Below are 600 nucleotides of genomic sequence, written 5' to 3' on the forward strand. Positions count from 1 at the left end.
ACGCCATCCGCAACATCCCGGGCTCGACGAAGCTGTCGGTCTGCTACGCCAGCGCGAACCTGTCGCATCCGTTCTGCGCCCCGACACAGTTCCGCCGCAGCCCGCTGACCGGCGAGGTCAACTTCCTCTCCTCCCAGCCGACCAACGCCGGCAAGGAAGTGATGAAGGGCGTCGACTTCGGTGTGCGCTACACCTTCGACGTCCGCGGCCTGCGCGCCGATGTCGACTGGAACACGACCTACCTCGCCAAGTACGAGATCACCCCGTTCCTGGGCGCGGACCCGATCGTCTTCGACGGCCGGATCGGCGGCGGCAACGGCGGCTATCCGCACTGGCGCTCCAACGCGGCCTTCAGCCTGTCGGACGTGAACTGGAGCGCCACCTGGTCGGTACAGATGATCGGCAAGGCGAAGGACTTCAACGCTGCACCCACCGCCATCGGCTCGCGCACGTCGAACGTCTTCTACCACTTCGTGCAGGCGTCCTACCGCATCACCGAGCAGGCCAGCATCGCGGTCGGCGTCGACAACGTCTTCGACAAGGACGCGCCGTTCATCCAGAGCTGGACCGACGCCAACACCGACACCATGACCTACGACC

General features: G+C 65.7%; 1 protein-coding gene. It reads left to right on the forward strand.

The features are described from left to right. A partial coding sequence (locus AX721_RS27815) for a TonB-dependent receptor domain-containing protein (protein WP_197422484.1) occupies positions 1 to 600 on the forward strand: 600 nt, incomplete at both ends.

Origin of the sequence: Phenylobacterium sp. CCH9-H3, from assembly GCF_001557235.1 — a bacterium.
In the GTDB taxonomy this organism is placed as follows: Bacteria; Pseudomonadota; Alphaproteobacteria; order Caulobacterales; family Caulobacteraceae; genus Phenylobacterium.